The following is a 16,157-nucleotide window of genomic DNA, read 5'->3' as shown; positions in this document are numbered from 1 at the left end:
GAGGGGCATGATGGAGACCATGGCCGGCTCGGGGGACGACGGGAACGGCCGTGAGTCCGCCCGGCCGCTGGTGTCGATCCTGGTCGCGCTGTTCACCGGGGCCGGGATCGCGCTGCAGCAGCTGTCCACGGGCCAGCCGGCGTCGTTCACGCGCTGGGCGATGCTCATCGGCGGCTCGATCATCGGCGGCCTCGGCGGGCTCTTCGCCGCCGGCCTGTTCGAGTCGCTGCTGCACTGGTCCGGCGACGTGCTGCAGAAGCTGGGCACGCTGCTGCGGCCGCGGGTGCTGGCCTTCGTCGGCGGGCTGTGCCTCACCGCGCTGGCGGTCGGCTACGTCGTGCCGCCGGCCGTCGACTTCGCCAAGCGCTGGTGGCGCGGGTGCGAGCGGCCCGCCGCGGTGCGGGTGCTCACCTCGCAGGAGCAGCTGGATGCGGTACGCGAGCTCGCCGACGCCTACGAGTCGGCCACGGCGGCGGCGAACCACGGGTGCCCGACCGCCGAGCTGTACGTGTTCGCGGCCCGCCCCGACGACGCCCGCGAGGCGATCGGCAGCGGCTGGAGCAACGACGCGCTGGGGCAGATCGGGCCGCGGCCCGACGTGTGGCTGCCCGACTCCACCGCCGACGTGGACGCGGCCCGGGACGCGGCCGCGCGCTTCGCGGTGCCGGTGCCGATCGCCGAGCAGCGGGTCGTCGCCGCCTCCCCCGTGGTGCTCGGGGTGCCCGCGGCCGCGCTGCCCGACGACCTCGCCGAGCGGCGCGCGGAGCTGACCTGGAAGCAGCTGTGGGACGAGGTGGTGCGCCGCGGCTGGGACGTGCTGCGCCCGGACCCGTCGGTGTCGGGGGCGGGGGCGCTGGCCACGACGGTGCTGTACGACCGGACGAAGGCCGACGCCCCGGGCGCCCGCGCGATCGAGCAGCGCATCGAGCGCTCCCTCGACGCGGGTGGATTCCCGCTCGGCGACAGCACCGAGCTGCTGTGCCGCAAGCGCGCCGGCGACCCGCACCGGGCCGCGGTGCTCACCACCGAGCAGGCCCTGGTCCGGTTCAACCAGGGCCTCGGCTGCGGGCTCGACCAGGGCCCGCCCGACCGCGACCAGGCCCTCGTCGCCTTCTATCCGGCCGACACGGTCGGCGCCGACCATCCGCTCGTGCGCCTCGGCTGGGACACCACCGCGGCCACGGCCACCGCCGCGGTCCGCGACCTCGAGGGCTGGCTGGGCCGCGACGACGGCAAGCGCGCCCTGGTCCGCTCGGCGCTGCGGCCGCCGCCGCTGTTCGACGTGGCCGACCCGCTCACGGACCGCTTCGGCGCGCACGCCGGGGTCGCGTTCGAGCGCCGCCCGCCGCCGCCCGACACCGTCCGGACGACGCTGCTGCGGTACTCCCAGGCCCGGCGCCCGGGCCGGGTCCTGCTCGCCATGGACGTGTCCGGCTCCATGCAGACCCTCGCCGACGGCCGCCAGACGCGCTTCCAGGTGGCCTCGGCCGGCGTCGGGCGGGCCCTCGACCTGATGAGCGGCCGCGACGAGTTCGGGCTGCGGGTGTTCCCGAACACCCGCGACATCGTGCCGCTCGGCCGGGCCGACGTGCCCATCGCCGGTGTACCGCGGGCCAAGGCCGCCGTCGACGCGCTCGCCCAGGTGAAGCCCGGCGGCGACACGCCGTTGCTGCAGACCATCGCCGGCGGGGTGGACGACGCCGCCCGCGGCCTCGACGAGCAGATCGCCGGGCTGGTCGTGCTGACCGACGGCAACGACACCAGCGGCGTGGACCCGGCGGGGGTCGACGCCCTCGTGCGCGGCAAGGGCGTGCGCGTGTTCGTCATCGCGATCGGCGAGGCGAGCTGCGGCGCGTTCGGGCTGCGCGACATCACCGCGCACACCGGCGGCGCGTGCTACGACGCCGCGACCGGCTCGATCGGCGACATCCTGCAGGACCTGTTCGGCCTGCTCTGGGGAGGTGAGCCCGCGAATGGCGGTTGACGGGTCCGCAGCGTCCATAGTGGACAAGAAGCCGAAGTGGCGGCCCGCGTGGCCGAAGCGGCGGCCCCGGGCCGAGCTCGTCGCGCTCGGCATCGCCGCCGGCGTCGCCGTCACGCTGCTCGTCAGTGCGTTCGTGGTGCCGTGGTTCGCCGGCGACGGCGCGGCCGAGGACGGCGAGCTCGTCATCCTCAGCGGGCGCGACGACGGGTATGGCAACCAGCGCCAGGCCCTCGTCGACCAGTGGAACGCGCTGCACCCGCGCAGCCCGGCCCGCATCGAGGAGCTCGCCGCGGTCGCCGACGCCCAGCGCAGCGAGATGGTCGCCCGGGCGCAGGGCGGCGGCCGGGGCGACGCCGACATCTACAACCTCGACGTGACCTGGACGGCGGAGTTCGCCTCCCAGGGGTACATCCGCGAACTGGACGCCGACACGACGGGTTTCCTGGGGGCGCCGCTGGCCACGTGCCGCTACGACGGCAAGCTCTGGGCGCTGCCGTTCAACACCGACGCCGGGCTGCTGTACTACCGCGACGACTACGTGGGCACCCCGCCGACGAGCTGGCCCCAGCTGGTCGCCGCGGCCCAGTCGGTGCTGACCGGCTTCGGCGCGCTGTCCGGCGACGGCGCGCGTCCGGGCGCCGGGTACACCGGCCAGCTCGCCGACTACGAGGGCCTGACCGTCAACGCGCTGGAGGCGATCTGGGGCGCGGGCGGCGACGTGGTCGACGGCGACGGCAACGTCGTCATCGACTCCAAGGAGGCCCAGGACGGCCTGAACCGGCTCGCGGCCGGCCTGAGCCGGTCGTCGCCGCAGGTGATCCTGCCGGAGTCGGCGAGCTTCGACGAGCAGGCCGCGACCCAGGCGTTCGCCGAGGGCAAGGTGCTGTTCATGCGCAACTGGCCGGTCGCCCATCGGGCCCTGGACCCGCCGGCCGACCTGGCCGCGGCCCGGCCGTCGACGGCGGCGAGCCCCGCGCCGAGCGCGTCCGACACCCGCCCGGCGGTCCGGTTCGAGGTGACCCGGCTGCCCGGGCCGAGCGCGCTGGGCGGGCAGAACCTCGCGGTGTCGGCCCACAGCCGGCACCCGAACGCGGCCCGGCAGCTCATCGAGTTCCTCACCAGCGAGCGCAGCCAGCAGATCCTGTTCGAGCGCGGCGGTTTCGCGGCCACCCGCGAGATCGTGTACCGCGACGCCCAGGTGCTGCAGCGCTACCGGTACGCCCCGACGCTGCTCGAGGCGATCCGCTCGGCCCGCACCCGCCCGGTGACCCCGCACTACGCGCAGTTCTCCGAGACGTTCCGCGCGGTCGTCCGCGCCGCCCTCGCCGACGGCGGCCAGCTCCCGGCCGACGCAAAGGCCCGGCTGGAGGCGGCCCTCAAGGGCTACAAACGCTGAGCCGCGGCGTCGGTACCTTCGACGACGCCGGCGAGCGCGGACAGGCTCTCGGTGCCGGGCACGAAGTACCCGTCGTGCCCGTCGACGCCGCCGACCGGGATCGCGGTGGCGCCGAACGCGGCCTCGTAGGGGTGCGCGCCGTGCCCGGCCCCGGCGATGCGCACGCCCGGGATGCGCCGGGTCCAGTCGTTGGCCGCGGTGCCGGCCCAGACGTGCGCGGTGGTGTGCAGGTCCGCGGCCCGCTCGACGCCCATGCCGGGGCTGCCCAGCGCGACGATGTCGGTGACCCGCGGGTCGAGCCGGTGCGCGGCGAGCCCGGCGACGGTCGAGCCGTAGCTGTGCCCGACGACCACGATCCGCTCGCCGGGCAGCCGCGACACGAACTCCCGCAACGCGGCCGCGCCGGCCGAGGCGAGATCCTCGCGGGCCGCGTCGAGCCCGACGCCGTGCGGCGGGTGGTAGCCGAGCCACGCCACGACGGCGACCGCCGGGTCCCCGATCGCGTCGTACAGCTGGTGCGCCTGCCACGCGGGCGCGCGCCGCTGCACACCGCCGAGCCCGCGGTCGAAGTTCGCCGCGGTCGTGTCCACGCCGGGGACGAGCACCACGACGGTGTGCGCGCGGCCCAGGTCGCCCACGATCTCCAGGGCGCGGCCGTCGGCGAGGCGGACGCTCTGGATCGGCAGCGGCGCCGGCGTCGCCGGGGCGTGCGTGGGGCCGAAGACGGTCAGGGCGGCGGCGACGACCGGGAGCAGCAGCAGCGTTCTCAATGACAACGCCTTGGGCGACAGCTGAGCACCGTTGGACTTCATGCCGAGGAACGTAGGAAGCCGGCCGGGCCCGGATCGTCATACCGCGGCGCCGTTATCCGGCTAGTTCCACGGTACTGAAGAAGGCCATCGGGTCATGGGTGCCGGCGTGCACGGGGGCCGCCATGCGCAGCCGGCGCTTCACGCCGGTCAGGTGGTCGCGCAGGTCCGGGTCGCCGTGCCGGGACGCGGTGAGGTGCGCGATGCCGCGCTCCCGCAGCCAGCGCAGCAGCACCGCGCCCTCGCTGCCGGGCCAGGGGCGGCGGCCGTGGTACACGTCGTGCACGGCCACGGCCACGCCCGGCTTGAGATGGTCGAAGAGCCCGGCGGTGTACCAGCGGGCGAACCCGGCCGTGTGCAGGGCGTCGACGAACACGAAGCCGGGGTCGCCGGGCAGCTCGGCCGCGCGCACGTCGCCGCGCACGAACCGCCAGCGGGTGCGGGTCAGCTCGTCGGGCAGGCTGCGCGTGGCGTGGTCGACCCGGTCGTAGGTGTGCAGCACGCCGTCGCCGTTGTCGCGCAGGGCGCGCAGCAGCCACGACGTGGACCAGCCGTGGTACGAACCGATCTCGACCACGGTGTGCGGGCGCAGCGCCCGCACGGTGAGGTAGCTGATCTCGGCCTCGATGTCGTCCAGCTTCGGGCGCATCGGGCGGGCCGCGAGCAGCTCGCGCTGCTCCTCGCGGGCGGCGCGCAGGGCGTCGGCGTGCTCGCGGTACCAGGCGATGATCGTCTCGACGGAGTACATGCGCGCAAGTTAGAGCCGCGGACCCGGCCCGGTCGTCACTCCGCGGAGCCAGGGGCCGGGGGTACCGGGGTACTACTCTCCCGCGGTCACGACCCCGGCCTCGTAGGCGAAGACGACGGCCTGGGCGCGGTCGCGCAGGTCGAGCTTCTGCAGCACGCGGCTCACGTGGGTCTTCACGGTCTGCTCGGCCACGACGAGGGTCTCGGCGATCTCGGCGTTGGACTGGCCGCGGGCGATCAGCCGCAGCACCTCGAGCTCGCGCGGGGTCAGCTCCCGCAGCCGGGCCGGCTGGTGGGTGACCGCGCGGGGGCGGGCCGCGAACTCCTCGATGAGCTTGCGGGTCACCGAGGGCGCGAGCAGCCCGTCGCCGGCCGCGACCACCCGGACCGCGTTGACGAGCTCGGCCGCGGGGGCGTCCTTGAGCAGGAAGCCCGACGCGCCGGCGCGCAGCGCCTCGAAGACGTAGTCGTCGAGGTCGAACGTGGTGAGGATGAGCACCCGGGGCCGGTGCAGGCCGGGGCCGACGCCGAGGATGCGGCGGGTGGCCTGCAGCCCGTCGAGGACGGGCATGCGGATGTCCATGAGGACCACGTCGGGCGCCCGCTCCCGGGCCAGGGTCACGCCCTGCTCGCCGTCGGGGGCGTCGCCGACGACGGTGAAGTCGGGCTGGGCGGCCAGCAGCGCGGCGAAGCCCTGCCGGACCATCGCCTGGTCGTCGACGATGAGAATCTTGATCATGCCTCTCCCAGGGGCAGCGTGGCGACGACCTCGTAGCCGCCGTCGGCGGCCGGGCCGGCGCGCAGGGTCCCGCCGATGGCGGCGGCGCGTTCCTGCATGCCGATGAGCCCGTGGCCGCCCTTGCCCTCCGGGGCGGGCGGGCCGCCGGTGGGCTCGTTGCGCACGAAGACCCGCAGCTCCTCCTTGTCGCGGAAGATGACGATGGCGACGGGCGCCCCGGCCGCGTGCCGGCGGGCGTTGGACAGCGCCTCCTGCACGATGCGGTAGGCGGCCAGCCCGACGCCGGGCGGCACCTCGATGCCGGGCGCCGGCGAGTACTCGACCTGCACCCCGGCCGCGCGCGCCTCCCGGACCAGCCCGGAGAGCTCGTCCATGGTCGGCTGGGGCTCGGTGAGCGGGACGGAGTCGTCGCGCAGCACGCCGAGCAGGCGGCGCATCTCGGTGAGGGCCTCGCGCGAGGTACCGGCGATGGCCTGAAGCTCTTCCGCCACGGCCGGCGGCACGCCCTCGATGCGGTAGACGGCGGTCTCGGCCCGCACCGCGATCAGCGACATGTGGTGGGCGACGATGTCGTGCATCTCGCGGGCGATGCGGTTGCGCTCCTCGGCGACGGTGCGCCGGGCCTGGGCGATCTCGGTGCGCTCGGCCTCGGCCGCGAGCTCGCGCTGCACCTCGCGGCGGCGGCGGATCTGGTCGCCGATGACGAGGATGGCCAGCACGAGCAGCAGGAGCCCGGCGACGTTGGCGGGGTTGACGTAGACGACGACCAGCAGGAACGCGCTGATGCCGACCCAGACGACGATCGCGCGGTGGTGCCGGATCGCCACGACCGCGAGGATGAGCGGGTAGCTGAGGATCTGCACCGGCTGGAACGGCCACGGGGTGCCCTGCTGGATCTGCAGGGCGAGGCTGGTGTAGATGGCCGAGAGGAACGCGAGGCGCCAGGCCAGCAGCGGCCGGGTGGCGACCAGCCCGATCGGGGCGCCGACGAGCACCGAGCAGGCGATGACCTGCATCCAGTGGCGGCTGCCGGCCTCGGGGACGTTGCCGTTGTAGTACTGGAACGCCAGCAGCCCCGACAGCAGCCCGCCGATCGCGCCGACGAGCGGCAGCGAACGGCCGAGCCGGGTCCTGGGGTGGACCGCGGGATCCTTGGCGGCGATGAGCCCCCACAGGCCGCGCGCGATCCACCCCACGACGGTCATGCTATGCCAGCTGCGGTACCACCTCGTCGAGGGCCTGGTCGACGGTCTTCGCCGTGATGGCCTTCTGCTGGATCAGCTTCAGCTCGGCCTCGAGGTTGGCGGGCGAGACGGCGTAGGTCGGGTCCTCGGCGGTCGCGTCGACCTCGTGGTACACCAGCACCAGCCACGACCTGTCCCGCAGCGCCTGGTCGATCCACAGCCCGACCTGGGCCGGGGTCGTGGTGTCGAGGATGTTCTGCACCTTGATGTTGTAGACGTCGGTGCTGTCCTTGGTGTTGTACCCCTCGTCGGTGGAGCGGTGCGAGCGGTAGTACAGCTTGCTCTTGGCGAGCACTGTCGCGTTGTACTCGCCGTACGGCGTCGCGAAGTTCTTCGCCACCCCGGCGCCGTACCAGGACCGCAGGCTCGCCTGGCTGTCCTTGAGCTCGCTGTCGACCTGGACGGCGGTCAGCGTCGGCAGGTGCGGGTGGGTGACGGTGTGCGACGCGATCTCGGCCCGGTGGTTGACGAGGTCGCCCATCTCGGCCTGGGTCATGTAGTCCGGGTACGTGATGGTGCTCGTGAGCAGGTAGAACGTCGACGGCGTCTGGTACTTGTCCAGCAGCGGCACGCCGGCGGTGTACTGCGACTTCCAGCCGTCGTCGAACGTGAGGCTGATCAGCGCCCGGTTGAGCTGCGCCGGGGTGTACTCGCCGAGGCTGAAGTCGTCCGCGGTGACCCAGCCGACCTTCGCGAGCACCTGGAACACGGTGATCTTGGTGGCGCCCGCGGGGACGGTGTACTGCGCGCCGACCTTCGCCCACGCCGCGGAGGCCGGGGCGGCCGCGAGGTACGCGTACTGCTGCGAGCCGTCGGCCATGGTGACCTCGACGTCGATCTCGCTGTCGGCGTTGGACTGGTACCAGTTGGAGTACTGGTAGGTCTGGCCGGGCGTGACGGTGACCGCGGCCGGGCTCCACTTCGAGTCGCCGCTGGTGTACTTCGTGATCTGCGTCTTCACGCTGCGGCTGCCGGTGTGCCCGGTGCTGAGGTAGCTGAACGCGGTGGTGTTCGTGCCCCAGGTGGAGCTGCTCCAGCCCGAGGGCGCGGTGCCGTTGGCGGTCTCGACCGACGGGTTGGCGATGAGGTTGCCCGGCGTCGTCGGCGGCGGCGTGGTCGTCGTGTTGTTGACGGTCACGGTGACCTTCGACGTCGCGGCGGCACCGCTGGAGGCCGTCCGCGCCGTGGCGGTGACGGTGTGCGCGCCGTTGGCCGCCTTCTTCGTGTCCCAGCTGGCGGTGAACGGCGCGGTGCTGTCCTCGGCGCCCAGGTCGGTGCCGTCGACGGCGAACTTGACGCCGAGCACGTCGCTGCTGGCGGTGGCGGCGACCTGCTGGGTGCCGGTGACGGTGGCGCCGTCGGCGGGCGCGGTCAGCTGGACCGAGGCCGGCGTCGGCGTCGGGTCGGCCGCGCCGGACTCGGCGAGGAAGTACAGGTCGGTCTGCAGGCTGCCCTTCCTGGCCAGCACGTGGTACACGGACGCCTTCACCGCGTCGGCGGGCGTGGTGAACTCGACCGACAGCTGCTTCCACGCGGCCGAGACGGGCGCGTCGGCGAGCCACACGAACGTCTGCTTGCCGGCGGCGTTGGTGTAGAGGATCTCGAGCGTGGTCAGCACGTCGCCGATGTACCAGTCCGAGACGACGTACTTGGTGCCCGGCTTGACCGTGACCGGCGCCGACATCCATTTGGCGTCGCCGGACGTGCGCGACGTCATGGTGACGGCGAGGCTCTTCTGACCGTCCTTGCCACCGGCCTTCCAGCTCGGCGTGGCCTGGTTGGTGCCCCACTTGTCGAAGGTCCAGCTCGCCGGGCCGGAGCCGGAGGCGGTTTCCGCCGAGGGGTTGCCGATCAGGTTGGCCCCGACCGCGAACGCCGTGACGCCGGGCAGCAGCGATGCCACGACGGCCGCGAGGACCGTGCCGATGAGTAGTCTGGACAGCCGCACGTGTCGGTACCCCAATCGTCACCGTGAGCAACTTCGGACGGGGTATCGGACCAATCGCCTGCAGGTCGCGTCAACGCAACGTGAGGGCCCCATCACGACAGTTCGAGGGGGCGCGGTCCTGACCTGCGCCCGTTCGCAATTTAGCCCTCGGTTTCATGCACGTTCGGATTAATCCCCACGCGCCGAGGGTGACTTCGCATATCACCCGAACGTGATGGCGCCGCGCCGCGCGGCTCGTGGTCGAGGTGCCGCGGCCGCCGCTACAGCCGCCGCTCGACCGGCAGCCGCGCGCGGGTCAGCAGGCCGCCCGCGGCCATGGCGATGAGCGGTACCACCACGAGCGTGACGGCCAGGCTCGGCCACGGCGGCGTGAACGGTATCGGCGGCTCCGACGGCCAGTGCAGCACGCTCCCGCCGTTCAGCGCCGCCAGCACCGCCGCGCCGGCGCCGAGGCCGCCAGCACCGCCGAGCAGCGAGCCGAGCCCGGCGATGAGGCCCGCGCGGCTCAGGGCCAGGCGCCGCCGCACGCCCGGGGAGGCCCCGACGGCGCCGAGCGTCGCGTGGTCGGGCCGGCTGTCCACGGCGGACAGTCCGGTGGCGATGCCGGCCGCGCCGAGCGTGATGACGGCGGCGGCGATCGCGAGCAGCAGCACGATCAGGGTCACGCCCGAGTTGCGCGCGCCGATGATGTCGCCCTGGTAGCCGTGCCCGAGGTGGGCCAGGCGCTCGCCGAACGCGTCGGACTCGGCCGTGGTCGGCGTCCGGGTGATGGCGGCGACGATGCCGACGACGGCGCTGTCCAGGCCGGCCCGGCGCACCGCCTCGGGCGAGATGGCGCAGAACTCGGTCGAGCGGGCGGTCGGCGCGTAGTACCCCGGCACGACGAGCGGCTCGTCGCGGCGCGGGTCGACGAGGTGGACGGTAAAGCCCCGAATTGTCAGCCACCCAGGGCCTGTGGCTCAAATGGCGGAATGACATCGACTTTCGGTTCCGCCGGCACGGGCTGCGCAATGGCGTTGGGCCAGGCCGCTCAAAACCGTCCACACTCTGCCGCGGCCCCGGATCGCCATCGTCGTCGGCAATGGCACGTTCCACAGGCTGCCCATCCGACGGGACGGCGCATTCGGCCCGCTCAACCGGCGGATCCGGCAGGACGGACCAAAACCCCGCTCAACCGCCGGAACCCGCAGGACGAGAGGTTCGGTCTTCTCAACCGGCGGACCCGGCGGGACGGAACACTCCGCTTGGTCAACCGGCGGACCCGGCGGCACGGAACACTCCGCTTGGTCAACCGGCGGACCCGGCGGCACGGAACACTCCGCTTGGTCAACCGGCGGACCCGGCGGCACGGAACATTCGGCTTGGTCAACCGACGGCCCTGCCGGATCCGGCGCAAGGGCAGCCGCCGCCCGCCGCTCGTAGCCCGCCTTCGCCTCCGCCGCCCGCCGAGCGAAGCTCGCATACCCAGCCGCCTCGCTGCCGTATTCCCGCCGAAGCTTCTCCGCATACCGCCGCCGAAGCCCCCAGTACCGACGCTCCTTGCATTCTCGCCGAAACGCATCCCGAGAAGGCGACCAATTCCGCGCCCGAGTCCGATCCCGCATAGCAGCCACTTGCGCCCGACTGAACAACGATATCTGCCCCACCACAAAACAATTATCCCAACCCACCCAGAAACCCGCCGTCCCACTTCAAATAGCGCACAAATCCGGGACCACCGAATGACGACCCGCACGAACCCACCGGCAAACCACGGCCAAGAGGAATAACCGTGCGCAACAACGAACCGGGACCACGCTTACACGTTGCGGGAGCGCAAGCTCCCGCCACCATCGGCCGAGCGTCGTCGGGCAGCCCCAAAGTCCAGCCCGGGATTGTTATGTAGATGCTGGCCAATGTTCGAGGTGGCCTCGGCGGAGGTAGTGCCGGCCATGCCGCGCCACCCTGCGGGGCTTCGAGGTGCGCGGTTGAGGTCGCTTGGATCGTGCCTTGCCAGAGATGCTAAACATGTTTAGCATCTGCGCTATGACCGATCAGCGCGGTGGGCCGCAGGAGAACGCGGGCTTTCTGCTGTGGCGGCTCACGATGGCTTGGCGGGCACAGGCCGGCGCGGCGCTGCGGCCGCTGGGGCTGACCCACACCGAGTACGTGCTGCTCGCGCTGCTGTCCTGGCACTCCCGCGATGGCGACAGCCCCACCCAGCGCGAGTTGGCCGACCAGGGCGGCCTGGACCAGATGCTGGTCTCCAAGACCGCGCGGGCACTGGCTGCGGCCGGGCTGGTGGTTGCGGTGCCCGACCCGGCCGACGGTCGGACCGCGCGGATGGCGCTCACCGACGACGGGCGTGCCACGTTCCAACACGCCGCGGTAACGGTCGGCGAAGCACACCAACAGTTCCTGGCCCCACTTGGCGAACGAGCCGGGGCGTTCATCCGAGATCTTCAGCAACTGCTTCCCGCCACCACCCGCGACCCGCGACGGCGGGCACGACGGGACGAGAGGACCAGATCGTGAAGACTCCCATCGTCCGTACGCTGATAGCCGGGGCCGCCGCCGGGTTGGCCCTGTCCCTGGTCAACTTCAGTACCTTCGGCCTGCTCGGCGGCTCCCACCAGGGCCAGACCGGGATGCTGTTCAACCCCGCGACGCAGAGCCCCAAGGTCATCGCCGTATACAAGACCATCGAGCCCCTGCCGTTCATCGTCACCCGGCCGTACCTCATCCTTGCCGGGTTTGTGGCCTTCGCCATCGGCCACACGCTGCTGTACCGCTCGGTCGCCGCGGCGTGGCCGGACCGGGTGGTGGCGCAACTGTGGCGCCTCGCCTTGACCCTGTGGTTCCTGTCCGCGTTGTTCTTCGAGTTCCTCGCCCCGTTCAACCTGCTGCACGAGCCGTTGCGGGTCCAGGTGTGGGAACTGTTGTTCTGGGCGTTGTCCTGCACCGCGGAGGCGACCGTCATCGTCGTCTTGGTGTCGCCGATGATCCGGTTGCCTGCCGGTACGGCCGCCCGGGATCGTGGGTAGACGATCGGCGATGAAGCACCGCTGACTACAACGAAAGCACCGCCGCGACGGCGGAGGCCGACCCCCCGTCGATGCCGAGCTGCCGCCGCCGCGGATACGGCCGAACCGAAGCCCCCGCATCCTCGAGCGCCAGAATCACCCCGAGCACCCGCCCATCCAGATCGTCGGCCGCCGGCAGCGTCACCAACCGCGAGTGCCGCCACGGCTCCGGCAGCCCCCCGCCGCCGAACGCCGCCGAAACCAGCGCCGCCGTGGACCGGGTCATCGTCCGCGTGGTGTTTACCCCCGGCGGCGTGGGCGAGTACACCGGCCAGTACGCGTGCCGGTCCCCCGACCGCGGCCGCCGTGGATGGGTTGCGCAGTGGCGCAGGAAGGCGTCGAGGTCCGTGACGTTGTGCCGCATCGCCTCGGACACGAGCACGGCCCAGCTGAAGCCGCCCACCAGCCCCCACGCCGCGCCGTCCAGCTCGCGTTCGCGGGCCCAGCGGCGGACCCGCGTCAGCAGCGAGCGGAAGAGCGCGACGTCCAGGCCCTCCACGAGCGCGTCGGCGTCGCGGATCGCGAGCAGCGCCCGGCGCCCGGCGTCGTCCAGCAGGGTGTCGGCGACCGCGGGCACGTGCTGGACGTCGACGCTCACGCCGGCCACGGCCGCGCGGACCACCGGCACGATCGCGCCGGCCACCCGCGCGCCCGGGAGGACCGCGGCCAGGGCTGCGAGCGGGTCGCCGGGCGCGGGCGGCGACACCCACACCAGGTCCAGGTCGGTGTCCTCGGTGGCGACGCCGAGGCGGACCGAGCCGACGACGTGCACGCGGGAGCCCGGGCGCACCGCCGCGCACGCGTCCTCGACGAGCAGGCGCGCCGCGTCGTGGCCCGTCGTCAGCGGCACAGTGCGGCGCACGGCGAACGGCTCGTCGCCGCGGCGGCTGATGAGGTCCACGGCGGTCACGGTGAACTCGATCGGCTTCCACTCGCGGCGCAGGGCGGCGAACATGGACTCGGTCGCCGGGCCCGTCAGCTTCGCGATGGTCAGGTGCGGCGTGTACCTGTCCGCGGTACACCCGGGGAACCGCGCGGCCAGGGCGCTCTGCAGGCGGCGCAGGGCCTCGGTGGGCGACGGCTCGACCCAGACGGTCGTGGAGCCGCGGTGCTCGAAGCGGCGCACCGTGGCCAGGCGCACGCGGATCGGCCCGGTGCCCGCCACGGCGTCGGCGACAAGCGTGGCGGCCTCGGCGAAGCCGGACTCGGGCACGAAGCCGTAGACGAGGTTGATGTGGGGCATCCAGCGGTGGTACGCCGGGTCGTGCACCGCCCGCACGGCCTGGATCTGCGCCCAGACGGACTCCGGCGGGCGGACGACCAGCGCCGAGGTGTGCACCGGCGCGGCGGCGAGCGTCGGCCGGGCCGGCTGCAGCAGCGCGGTGACGCCGAAGTGGTCGGAGACGTACTGCGGAATGCCGTCGTCCTGCGCGAACGGGTGGTCGCCGAAGCGCTCGGCGACCACCGGCGCGAGGTCGCCGCGCACGAGGATGCGGTCGAGGCGGCCGGCGCGCCCGGTGCGGGAGGCGACCGCGGCGAGCGGGTTCACCGCGGGGTCGAACGTGAAACCGGCGTCGTGCGGGTGTACCGCGCGCCAGGCGTCGGTGTAGCCGGGCACGGCCGGGGCGGCGTCGTCGCCCGCGTTGAGGTCGGTGAGCACGACGGCGGCGTCGAGGTCGCCGCGGTCCAGGCGCTCGGCGATGACCCGCAGCTGGTGCCCGCGCCGCTGCTCGGCCCCCTCGGTGTGGTCGCTGGTCAGGTGGGCGGCCAAGAACCCGACGGCGCGGCCGTTGAGCACGGTGTGGCCGAGGACGAGCCGCTTGTACGCCGAGAGCCGATGGACCTCCAGCGTGAGCGGCCACCGGGCGATGAGTGTGGTCCCGTAGCCGATCTCGGCGTCGGGCCCGGCCGAGACGCAGTAGCCCGCCCGCACCCACGGTGACGCGAGCAGCGCCGCCCAGAGCTCGTGCGTGACCTCGTGCAGCCCGACGACGTCGGCGCCGAGCCCCTCGAGCAGGTCGACGCAGGCGGGGACGCGGCGCTCGGGATAGGTCAGTTCCCGGTCGTACGCGTCCGACAGCACATTGAACGTGGCCACCTGGATCGCGTCGGCGTGCACGGGCGCGGCCGGCCCGGCCGGAACCCACTGCGCGGCCGCGGGATCGAAGCGCAGGCAGGCCGCGGCGTCGAACGCCGAGATCGTCCGCGCGGCGGAAGCCGGCCCCTGCTCCACAACGGCCGCCGTCAGCGCGGCCAGGTCGGCGGCGCCGGGGCCGAAAACGAGGTCGACGCGCGCCTGGCGGTCCCAGACGACGACCGCGCCGGCCTTGACGTACCGCACCCGGTGCCACGGCACGTCCCCGCCGCCGACGAACGCGAGCAGCGGCGTCTCCCGGATTCCGGCCCCGCGCTCCTCGTAGCCGACCGAGAAGCGGGCCGCGTCGAGACCGGCGTCGTACCGGATCCGTGAGACGACGTCCTGCACGGGTCTCATACCTTGAGCCTAGGCCGCGCGATGATACGGCCGCGAACGATTAACGGTACTGCTGGTGCTCCCGCCGGTCCTTGCGCCGCCGCAGCAGGATCACGAGCACGGCGACGAGGCAGACGATCACCATGAAGCAGCAGCACGGTATCAGCAGCCGCCCGAACAGCTCGCCGGCCTGCACCGCCGGGTCGTTCGGATCGAGCGTGGGGGTCGGCGTCATGACCGTCGATGGTAGACCGCGGCGCCCGGAGCCGGGCGCCGCGGTCGCCCACGGTTACTGGTAGGTGATGTCCGACGAGCTGAAGTTGCAGTGGCCGTCGCCCATCCCGTCACCGAGATACGTCGGCTCGCTGCCCTTCGCCACGCCCTGGTACTCGGCGCAGACGTGGATGCTCGAGGAGCCCTGCACCACGACCCGGGTCAGCGTGGCGGTGTCGCCCCAGTTCGTGTTGATGCCCACCACGTACTTCGCCTTGTTCAGCAGCACGTTGTCCACGGTCACGTGGCGCTCGTAGTGGTTGGTGCAGTTGCCGCAGCCGCGGTACAGCTTGCCGATGTCGCTGGCGTAGAAGTTGCTGATGTGCACGGTGCCGTTGCCGTTGTGCTGGAACACCTTGTCGGAGGCGGACTTGGCGCCGCCGCCGATGACGTACGAGTCGCCACCGCTGGTGCCCAGGAAGGTCGCGGCGTCCTCGCCCACGTCCTCCCACCACACGTTCTGGATGGTGCAGCGGCCGAGGCAGTGCACGCCGTCGCCGGCCGGGGAGCCGATGATGACGTTCTTCAGCGTCGCGCCGTCAGAGAGCTCGAACATCGGGTCCTGGCTCTCGCTCTGGCTGCCGTCGCCGATGCAGCAGTACCGCTTCATGCCGCCGTCGAGCGTCCCGCTGACGGAGACCGTGCCGCTGACCGAGACGGAGCCGGTGGAGCTCGGCCACGAGCCGGTCGGGGTGCTCCCGCCGCCACCCGTCGGGGTGGGCGTCGGCGACTTGGTCGCGGTCGGCGTCGGCGACGGGGACCTGGTCGACGTCGGGCCGGTGGTCGTCGGGCCGGGACCGGCCGCGTCGCTCACCGTCACGTCGTCGAACGAGGCCGCCGCGTAGACGGTCTGCACGCCGATGCGCCCCTTCGAGGCCACCGAGCTCGAGCCGGAGCCGACCGAGGAGCCGTCGACCGAGCCCGAGATGCTGCTGCCGGAGACGGTCAGCGACAGGGTGTACCAGGTGCCGGTGCTCACCGTGCGCGAGACCGACCCGAGCACCGTCACCGAGCCGCTGCTGACCGCCTGCAGCTGCACGCTGCCGGGCAGCAGCGCGAGCCGGTAGAAGGTCGTGGAGCTCGAGGACCGGGCCAGCAGCGCGGCGTGGCCGTTGCTGGCGAGCGAGGTCGGCTTCACGCGGGCGCTGACGGTGTAGTTCGTCCAGCCGGCGTCACCGGCGAACTCGCGGGCGTTCTCGCTGCCCGAGTTGCTCTGCTGCAACGCACTGGAGCCGTCGGAGACGACAGCCCACGTGCCGCCGGACTTCGACCAGCCGCTCGTGTCGCCGTCCTCGAAGTTGTCGCTGAAGAGGGTCGCCGCGAACGCGATCTGCGAGAAGATCGCGGCCGAGGCCGTGAAGGCGACGGCGCCGGCGGCCACGATGGGCCATCTGCGCCGCCTGGGGCGGGTTTCCATGCTTCCTCCGGGTCAGGGACACGAGTCGCATGGGGGTGTGCGGCCGAGACTGGGCGGGTCTGCCG

General features: G+C 72.9%; 13 protein-coding genes. 4 read left to right on the top strand and 9 right to left on the bottom strand.

All coding sequences use genetic code 11. From position 1 onward, the window contains the following. Positions 1-19: 19 nt before the first annotated feature. Positions 20-1,984, top strand: a complete 1,965-nt coding sequence (locus AB0B76_RS12950) for a substrate-binding domain-containing protein (protein ID WP_360374051.1) — start codon at positions 20-22, stop codon at positions 1,982-1,984. Further along, positions 1,974-3,380: an extracellular solute-binding protein gene (locus AB0B76_RS12945; protein WP_360374049.1), complete on the top strand. Its 1,407-nt coding sequence runs from the start codon at positions 1,974-1,976 to the stop codon at positions 3,378-3,380. The genes AB0B76_RS12950 and AB0B76_RS12945 overlap by 11 nt, the downstream gene beginning before the upstream one ends. On the opposite strand, the gene AB0B76_RS12940 is transcribed toward AB0B76_RS12945, so the two are convergent. From AB0B76_RS12940 to AB0B76_RS12915, 6 genes are all read right to left on the bottom strand, one after another. Beyond that, positions 3,368-4,192, bottom strand: coding sequence for an alpha/beta fold hydrolase (locus AB0B76_RS12940; protein ID WP_360374047.1), 825 nt, complete (start codon positions 4,190-4,192; stop codon positions 3,368-3,370). The two genes, AB0B76_RS12945 and AB0B76_RS12940, sit on opposite strands and share 13 nt — an antisense overlap. A 52-nt stretch (positions 4,193-4,244) precedes the next feature. Beyond that, positions 4,245-4,937: a class I SAM-dependent methyltransferase gene (locus AB0B76_RS12935; RefSeq protein ID WP_360374045.1), complete on the bottom strand. Its 693-nt coding sequence runs from the start codon at positions 4,935-4,937 to the stop codon at positions 4,245-4,247. Between the two features lie 72 nt (positions 4,938-5,009). Continuing rightward, on the bottom strand, positions 5,010-5,675 hold the full coding sequence (locus AB0B76_RS12930) for a response regulator transcription factor (protein ID WP_360374043.1): 666 nt from the start codon (positions 5,673-5,675) through the stop codon (positions 5,010-5,012). After that, positions 5,672-6,871, bottom strand: coding sequence for a sensor histidine kinase (locus AB0B76_RS12925; protein WP_360374041.1), 1,200 nt, complete (start codon positions 6,869-6,871; stop codon positions 5,672-5,674). The genes AB0B76_RS12930 and AB0B76_RS12925 overlap by 4 nt, the downstream gene beginning before the upstream one ends. 10 nt (positions 6,872-6,881) lie before the next feature. Beyond that, on the bottom strand, positions 6,882-8,867 hold the full coding sequence (locus tag AB0B76_RS12920) for a polysaccharide deacetylase family protein (protein ID WP_360374039.1): 1,986 nt from the start codon (positions 8,865-8,867) through the stop codon (positions 6,882-6,884). A 260-nt stretch (positions 8,868-9,127) separates the two neighbouring features. Continuing rightward, positions 9,128-9,748, bottom strand: coding sequence for an FtsX-like permease family protein (locus AB0B76_RS12915; protein ID WP_360374037.1), 621 nt, complete (start codon positions 9,746-9,748; stop codon positions 9,128-9,130). 1,144 nt (positions 9,749-10,892) lie between these two features. On the opposite strand from AB0B76_RS12915, the gene AB0B76_RS12910 reads away from it, so the two are divergent. After that, positions 10,893-11,381 carry a MarR family transcriptional regulator gene (locus AB0B76_RS12910; protein WP_360374035.1) on the top strand — a complete coding sequence of 163 codons (489 nt, stop codon included), beginning with the start codon at positions 10,893-10,895 and terminating at the stop codon, positions 11,379-11,381. Beyond that, on the top strand, positions 11,378-11,890 hold the full coding sequence (locus tag AB0B76_RS12905) for a hypothetical protein (protein ID WP_360374033.1): 513 nt from the start codon (positions 11,378-11,380) through the stop codon (positions 11,888-11,890). Before AB0B76_RS12910 ends, AB0B76_RS12905 begins: the two co-directional genes overlap by 4 nt. A 25-nt stretch (positions 11,891-11,915) precedes the next feature. On the opposite strand, the gene AB0B76_RS12900 is transcribed toward AB0B76_RS12905, so the two are convergent. The 3 genes from AB0B76_RS12900 to AB0B76_RS12890 are packed head-to-tail and all read right to left on the bottom strand — an operon-like array spanning position 11,916 to position 16,056. Continuing rightward, on the bottom strand, positions 11,916-14,423 hold the full coding sequence (locus AB0B76_RS12900; RefSeq protein ID WP_360374031.1) for an RNA repair domain-containing protein: 2,508 nt from the start codon (positions 14,421-14,423) through the stop codon (positions 11,916-11,918). Between the two features lie 40 nt (positions 14,424-14,463). Further along, a complete protein-coding gene (locus tag AB0B76_RS12895) occupies positions 14,464-14,637 on the bottom strand; it encodes a hypothetical protein (protein WP_360374029.1) in 174 nt (57 codons plus the stop codon). Between the two features lie 54 nt (positions 14,638-14,691). Further along, complete coding sequence (locus AB0B76_RS12890; RefSeq protein WP_360374027.1) at positions 14,692-16,056, bottom strand: pectate lyase; 1,365 nt, start codon at positions 16,054-16,056, stop codon at positions 14,692-14,694. Between the last annotated feature and the right edge of the window lie 101 nt (positions 16,057-16,157).

The organism is Dactylosporangium sp. NPDC049140, from assembly GCF_040648435.1.
This window is presented reverse-complemented; position numbering and strand designations above follow the sequence as displayed.